This window comes from Spirosoma sp. (genome assembly GCF_048594605.1).
GTDB lineage: Bacteria > Bacteroidota > Bacteroidia > Cytophagales > Spirosomataceae > Spirosoma.
On record NZ_JBMDWV010000143.1, the window covers coordinates 1 to 6,499 of the forward strand.

Sequence of the window (6,499 nt, forward strand, 5' to 3'; positions counted from 1 at the left end):
AGCCAACAACGGGCGAAATCAATTACAAGAACGTATTTAAATACATCTACGATAAGCAGAAAGCGGCAAACAAAGAATTCATATTCGGCATGGAGCATGGTAACTCAAAACCCGGAAAAGAAGGAGAAATGGCGTTGATTAAGGCTTACGTAGAATCGGATAGTTTTACCGTATAAAAGCCTGCGGGCTTATCATATAAAAAGGGTAATCAGAACATCATCAAAGATGCTGATTACCCTTTTTATATAGTAAAGTAAAGATCTTCTTAGAGAACAACAACGGAGTTCTCTTCACCGGCAACACCGCTGGAGACGTATTTGTCAGCAGCCCAGTCGTTGATCCAGGTTGTGCCATCCAGAACGTAGCGATATTGGTACTCGCTACCCACAGGCAATTCAACCGTGGTTTTGTACGAACCATCTTTTTGCTTCTTCAACGCTGCAGCGGAGGCATCCCAGCTATTGAATTCACCGGCCAGAGCGACCGTTTTTGCACCGTTGACGGCTTCTGCCGGCAACTCAAACGTTACTTTTGCAATAGGTTTGCTTTTGAGAAATTGTTTGGCAACTGCCATAGAGGTTCATAGTTTGATTCCTTCTGCAAAATTATAGTACAAAATGAGTAATATCATAATTATCAGTGCTTTATAAGCTCAATTTCTTTGAATATTTCTATTTATTGATTATTGAATTATAATTGACTATCTAAGAAACGTCCTATTTTTGTGTATGTTGATCAGCTTTATACGCAATTTGGTTGACTAATAATTTGGCAGTTTTTTCAACGTTCTGCACAGATGCCGCTAATCAGTTTATAAGTACAGTTAGGTGTTGAGTTCGTTGCGATAACGAGCCATCATCTCGTTTCCCTACTGTTCAAAAACCCTTCGGCTGTTTACTGTCAAAGGCAGGTCGGTGGATACATACGTAGTGTGTTACTCTCTCTCAAAAGTATATTCGCCTGAGCCAAACGGATTTAATATCAATTGCTTATTATTGACCGACACCAGCTGCATTAATCTTCCGCTTGTAGATGACATACACAGTGCTACAATACGTATGTTATTCCCTTCAATGGTATAGTCGCCACTACCACAGCCTAAAAAGCTATACTCAATGGGTTTGGTATTCTCGTAAGTCTCATTAAATTTTCCATCCTTGCCGAACGCAACAAACACGCTTTTGCCAGATGGAACTTTAACAGCTGTACAGGCAGAACTACTGGCAGGTTTGCAATAAGCTGTCAGTCGCCAGGTGCCTACAATTGTATCTGACGGTGTTACGTTACCCGGCTTCGAGCAACTCCCGGCAATTAGTAAAGAAAAAACAAGTATAACGTATCGCATCGGCATGATCCTTTACTGAACAGATTCTTAAATGTAGCCAATGGTTGGAATGGCTTTCGATAGAATTACTAAGCTATAGCCGGCTTGGCTGCTTCTCATAGCTTTGATATTCTCGTGTCCAGTTCCACGCGCCTATAGCAGCGATGAAGCAGAATGCAAAGTATTCAATACCCACTAATTTGACACCTTTTGTGAAATACATGTAGGTTAAAATAACATCGACAACCAGCCAGACGTACCAGCATTCTACCCGTTTTTCAATCATCAGAAACGTAGCAACAATGCTCATAACGGTGGTAAACGAGTCGAGATAGGGGAAAGCGCTGGGTTTGCTGAACAATACAGGAAACCACTCATGCAAATTGCTGGCAAATGAACCCATCACAGCCGTCGCTACTAAGCCTGATACGGTCCAGATAATCAACTGACGGACTGGTGTTCGACTGATACGTAGTTCCTGATGACGATCGGTTTCGTTTTGCTTTGGGTGTTTCCAGCGCCACCAGCCCTGGATGTTCGTAACAAAGAAAAACACCTGCAAAAACATATCCGGGTATAACTGAATCTGATAAAACAGAAAGAAGAACAGCAATACGCTAATCGCTCCAATCGGCCAGCTCCATACGTTTGCCCGCGCCGAAAGCCAAACAGCCACTGCCCCCGTCGTTCCGCCAAAAAACTCCAGATAACTCATTGGATAGTCCCATACGGTAAAGAAAATAGTATTGATGTCAAAAATATTGGGCATGCGTCCGTGAATCAGCAGAGATTTCTCATATTTAACGCTGCGAAAGTACGGATTAACCTTTTACCCTAACCTTTATCTCATGCAACGTATTGCTATGCTCGGTGGCGGCTTTATCGGTCGCTTTTACGCTGATTCTATTCACGGACAACGCAGCCGCGATCGGGTTGTGGCCATCTACGCCCGCCGTCAGGAAACCGCCGATAAATTTAAAGCCGACTACGGTTGCGACTTTGCGTCGACCAATATGGAAGAAGTGATTGCACATCCCGACGTTGATATGGTTTGTATTGCTTTGCCCAATAATATCCACGAAACGGCCGTCAATCTGTGCGCGGAGCATAAAAAATCGGTGGTGTGCACAAAGCCGCTGGGACGTAACGCCGACGAAGCGCTGCGCATGATGCAAACCGTAGAAGAAGCCGGAATTTTTGCCGGTTATCTGGAAGATCTTTGTTATACGCCTAAGTTCCTGAAGGCGCTGGATAGCGTTAAGAATGGTGCGCTTGGTCGTATTCTCTGGGCTAAATCCCGCGAAACGCACCCTGGCCCGCATTCAGACTGGTTTTGGGATAAAGAGCAGGCGGGTGGTGGCTGCATGCTCGATTTGGGCTGTCACTGCGTCGAAATTGCCCGGAATTTTATTGGGAAAGACGTAAAGCCTGTCGAAGTAATGTGCTGGGCCGCTACGCAGGTTAAACCGATTGAGGCCGAGGATCACGCCATTGCGCTTGTCAAGTACGAAAACGGCGCTATCGGGCAGTTTGAAGTAAGCTGGACATTCCGGGGCGGGATGGACCTGCGCGACGAAGTCATGGGCACCGAAGGTACGATATGGATCAATAACTTTCTGCGGACAGGTTTCGAAATGTACACGTCGGGAAAAGGCGCCGACTACGTAGCGGAAAAAGCCGAATCGACCACGGGCTGGCTGTTTCCAGTGGGCGATGAAGTGAATGATCTGGGTTATAATCACATGTTTACGGACATGTTTTCGGCGCAGGAAGACGGCCGCGACCCCGCAGAAACCTTCTACGACGGATACGTAGTAAATGCTGTGCTGGACGCAGCCTATAAATCGGCCGAAACAAAGCAGTGGGAAAAAGTAAATCTGCCCGTCTGGCGTGGTCAGGAAGGTCTCAAACAGGCCACTACGCTAGTTGACTACGACGAACAGTATTATTTAATCAAAGAAGAAGTTACGCACGACGGTCGGCATAAAGTCATTCTTAAGGACAAGCAGACCGGTAAGATCAGCGAGCGAGACTTAGTGTAATTAATTAAAGCGTTAATGTGGTTAGCATCTAAAAAAATCGTAATCATTGGCGGTACTACGGGTATCGGACTCTCGGCTGCCTTAGCCTTTGTGCGTGAAGGAGCTAATGTAGTTGTCGTTGGGCGAAATGCCGAGAGTTGTGCGTCTGCCGAACAGCACCTGAATGGAAAGGGTCTGGCTATGTCGGGCGATGCGTCCAACCCTCAAACCGCGCCCAAAGCCATTGCGCTTTGTCAGCAAATTTTCGGTGGTTTTGATGGATTATACCACGTAGCAGGTGGAAGTGGCCGTCGGTTTGGTGATGGACCTTTGCACGAGCTTACGCTGGAAGGCTGGAATTATACCGCTAATCTGAACCTCACATCGCTCATGCTGTCGAACCAGGCGGCCGTTCGCGTATTTCGTGAGCAAAAATCGGGCGGAGCTATTCTGAATATGGGTTCAGTGCTTGGTTCGCGTCCTTCGCCAACGTATTTCGCAACGCACGCTTATGCTGCCGTAAAGTCGGCTGTAATTGGCTTTACAAAATCAGTTGCCGCGTATTACGCAAGCGACAACATTCGGGTGAACGTACTGGCCCCGGCTCTGGTCGAAACACCTATGGCGCAACGGGCTGCCCATGACGACGCAATTATGGCTTTTACCAGAACCAAGCAGCCGCTGGATGGAGGACGTATCGGTCAACCTAATGATCTGGATGGTGCAGCCGTTTATTTTATGTCTGATTATTCGGCCTTCGCAACTGGCCAGGTTCTGACCGTAGATGGCGGATGGAGCGTAAGTGAGGGCCAATTTTAACCTGGGCAGATCATGATCGAAACCGCACGTTTGACTTTGGTTCCGCTAACGCTTGAACAACTTTATCTGCACATTACGGATAATCACCAGCTGGAAAAGAAGCTGGGCTTGAAAAAAGGCCATCGGGAGCTGACTGAACCGCTACTAAGCATAATCAGGCATTTCACCATTCCTCGCTTGCAGGACCCGACACTCGATCCGTTGTATCACACCATGTGGATGGCTATTGATCGGCAAAAGCAGCAATTTGTGGCCGAGGCTAAGTTCAAGGGAGAACCCGATGAAACCGGTACGATCGAGATAGGCTACGGTACGTATTCGGCACTTCGTCGGAAAGGCTATATGACCGAAATGGTAGCCGGTTTAGTTAATTGGGCGAGCCATCAGCCGAATGTACAGCGTATTGTAGCGGACACGGAAACCGAAAACGTAGCGTCGCAAAAAGTGCTGGAGAAAAATGGTTTTCGATTGTTTGATCGGGTAGAAAACATGCTTTGGTGGGAGTATATAATTTAAATCGTCGCTTTTTTGAGGAAAAGTTACATTAAAACTCATTGATACGTAGTGCAACCCGTTCCTATTAAAACTACCGTTGTTGGGTCGATGCCATTTCCGGGCTGGCTCGAATTTTCCAGTCAGCATTTGTCACAGTTTGGGCCTGCTGATATCAACGAAATGATTGAAGACGCCGTTGTGACTTCTGTTCATGACCAGGTTGCAGCAGGCCTGGATGTGATTACGGATGGGGAGCAGACTCGCTTCGACTTCAACCTGTCTTTCTATGGATATATCAACGGAATTCAGAATAACGAAACTGAACTCCGTCGATTCGGTCCTCCGGCGCACGACCAACGTGGTAAACACAACATTGTTGAGCCATTAACAGCGCCGAAAGGACTGGGTGTCGTAGAAGAATATTTGCGACTAAAACGACTAGCGCCGGCAGGACAAGGTCTTAAAGTATCTATTCCGGGACCATATACACTCAGTGGTCGATTACTGCCGGGAAGTCATTACAAAGACCGATGGGACGTAACGGAAGCGCTATTGCCGCTCGTCAATAAAGAAATTGCGAAATTGATAGAGCTTGGTGTACCCGAAATTTGCGTAGACGAACCGTCTATGTCGTGCTACGCGTACCGTGAAGATACCAGGCGATTCGTCGATATTTTCAATAGGACCGTAGCGCCAGGGGTGGGAAAAACCCGCTTATCGATGCATCTCTGTTTCGGAAATTACAAAGGCCGGTCAGTTGGTAAGAAAACCATCGCGCCCATGCTACCTGATTTTCTGGATATGAACGTCGATGAGCTGCATACCGAAATGACCGTATTGAACTTCGCCGAAGTCAACCTGCTGGAACGATTCGCGGAGAGATTCGACGTAGCAGTGGGCGTTATTGATGTAAAAAGCTATTACATCGAAACGCCGGAAGACGTAGCAGAACGCATTCGGAAGTGCCTGCCGTACGTACCGGCTGAAAAACTCGCTGTGGCACCCGACTGTGGTCTAAGCCAAACCGCTCGATGGGCTGCTAAACAAAAACTGGTCAATATGGTGGCTGGGGCTAAAATTATTCGCGGAGAATTGTAGAGACGTAACGTATTACGTATTTATAAGACTAACCCATTGGCGAGTTGACAGCGCTCATGTTGAAGTTTATCGACATTCTCATCGACCAGCATCTTTGTTTTAGCATTATCGAAATAGGCCGCAAATGAGGTCCGAAGTTCTTTTCGTTTCATCGCTTCCAGAAAACGGCGCACATCATCCGATGTTTCGAGTAGGAGCGGAGGCACTTCAGTTGGCCGGTCGTTATCATCTTTCGCAACCATCGTGAAATAACTCGTATTGGTGTGCTTACTTGTGCCGTCTTTTACATTTTCGGCCACCACCTTTATGCCGACTACCAGCGACGTACGGCCTACGTAGTTAACTGATGCCATCAGTGATACCAACTCGCCTACCTCAACCGGTTGCCGAAAATTGACCCCATCTACAGAAACCGTTACGCAATACTGACCCGCATGTTTAGCTGCACAGGCGTACGCCACTTTGTCCATCAGAGAAAGCAAAATACCGCCATGAACTCGACCGCCAAAGTTGGCGTACGACGGAATCATTAATTCGGTGAGCGTAGTGCGGGAATGACCGACAGGCTTGGCTAACATAATCGAATGAATGTAAGTTAGAGACTGACTCTGGTTTTGTTATAAAGATCGTAAACCAATAAAAATAAAAAAGTCGCTACGTAGCGACTTTTCAACAGCAAAGAAATCATGTAACGATGAGCCCCCAGACTTCGCTGATTTATACGGAGAAGCTTTCACCACAA

The 6,499-nt window shown here is 46.9% G+C and carries 8 protein-coding genes and 1 pseudogene; 5 read left to right on the forward strand and 4 right to left on the reverse strand.

All coding sequences use genetic code 11. From position 1 onward, the window contains the following. Positions 1 to 176: pseudogene (locus tag ACOJS8_RS09255) on the forward strand (xylose isomerase); the annotation flags it as partial. Positions 177 to 265: 89 nt separating this feature from the next. On the opposite strand, the gene ACOJS8_RS09260 reads toward ACOJS8_RS09255, so the two are convergent. The 3 genes from ACOJS8_RS09260 to pnuC all read right to left on the reverse strand — a co-directional run bounded on the left by ACOJS8_RS09260 (position 266) and on the right by pnuC (position 2,093). Beyond that, positions 266 to 574, reverse strand: a complete 309-nt coding sequence (locus ACOJS8_RS09260; protein ID WP_420148253.1) for an isoamylase early set domain-containing protein — start codon at positions 572 to 574, stop codon at positions 266 to 268. 360 nt (positions 575 to 934) lie between these two features. Beyond that, entirely contained in the window at positions 935 to 1,345 is a 411-nt protein-coding gene (locus tag ACOJS8_RS09265; protein ID WP_420148254.1) for a lipocalin family protein, read from the reverse strand. 73 nt (positions 1,346 to 1,418) lie between these two features. Then, positions 1,419 to 2,093, reverse strand: coding sequence for a nicotinamide riboside transporter PnuC (gene pnuC, locus ACOJS8_RS09270; protein ID WP_420148255.1), 675 nt, complete (start codon positions 2,091 to 2,093; stop codon positions 1,419 to 1,421). A 79-nt stretch (positions 2,094 to 2,172) separates the two neighbouring features. On the opposite strand from pnuC, the gene ACOJS8_RS09275 reads away from it, so the two are divergent. From ACOJS8_RS09275 to ACOJS8_RS09290, 4 genes are read left to right on the forward strand one after another with little or no spacing between them, the layout of a single operon-like run. Beyond that, a complete protein-coding gene (locus tag ACOJS8_RS09275; RefSeq protein ID WP_420148256.1) occupies positions 2,173 to 3,366 on the forward strand; it encodes a Gfo/Idh/MocA family protein in 1,194 nt (397 codons plus the stop codon). Positions 3,367 to 3,381: 15 nt separating this feature from the next. Beyond that, the gene (locus ACOJS8_RS09280) at positions 3,382 to 4,164 is read left to right on the forward strand and encodes an SDR family NAD(P)-dependent oxidoreductase (RefSeq protein ID WP_420148257.1); all 783 of its coding nucleotides are present in this window, start codon (positions 3,382 to 3,384) and stop codon (positions 4,162 to 4,164) included. 12 nt (positions 4,165 to 4,176) lie between these two features. Next, positions 4,177 to 4,680, forward strand: coding sequence for a GNAT family N-acetyltransferase (locus ACOJS8_RS09285; RefSeq protein ID WP_420148258.1), 504 nt, complete (start codon positions 4,177 to 4,179; stop codon positions 4,678 to 4,680). Positions 4,681 to 4,728: 48 nt separating this feature from the next. Then, positions 4,729 to 5,757, forward strand: a complete 1,029-nt coding sequence (locus ACOJS8_RS09290) for a methionine synthase (RefSeq protein ID WP_420148259.1) — start codon at positions 4,729 to 4,731, stop codon at positions 5,755 to 5,757. A 20-nt stretch (positions 5,758 to 5,777) separates the two neighbouring features. Here the strand turns inward: ACOJS8_RS09290 and ACOJS8_RS09295 are convergent, their stop codons facing one another. Next, positions 5,778 to 6,335, reverse strand: a complete 558-nt coding sequence (locus tag ACOJS8_RS09295) for an acyl-CoA thioesterase (RefSeq protein ID WP_420148260.1) — start codon at positions 6,333 to 6,335, stop codon at positions 5,778 to 5,780. Between the last annotated feature and the right edge of the window lie 164 nt (positions 6,336 to 6,499).

Bases quoted from the DNA above. Each gene is read 5' to 3' on its own strand.
- ACOJS8_RS09260 (WP_420148253.1), bottom strand. From the start codon at position 574: ATGGCAGTTGCCAAACAATTTCTCAAAAGCAAACCTATTGCAAAAGTA.
- ACOJS8_RS09265 (WP_420148254.1), bottom strand. From the start codon at position 1,345: ATGCGATACGTTATACTTGTTTTTTCTTTACTAATTGCCGGGAGTTGC.
- pnuC (WP_420148255.1), bottom strand. From the start codon at position 2,093: ATGCCCAATATTTTTGACATCAATACTATTTTCTTTACCGTATGGGAC.
- ACOJS8_RS09275 (WP_420148256.1), top strand. From the start codon at position 2,173: ATGCAACGTATTGCTATGCTCGGTGGCGGCTTTATCGGTCGCTTTTAC.
- ACOJS8_RS09280 (WP_420148257.1), top strand. From the start codon at position 3,382: ATGTGGTTAGCATCTAAAAAAATCGTAATCATTGGCGGTACTACGGGT.
- ACOJS8_RS09285 (WP_420148258.1), top strand. From the start codon at position 4,177: ATGATCGAAACCGCACGTTTGACTTTGGTTCCGCTAACGCTTGAACAA.
- ACOJS8_RS09295 (WP_420148260.1), bottom strand. From the start codon at position 6,335: ATGTTAGCCAAGCCTGTCGGTCATTCCCGCACTACGCTCACCGAATTA.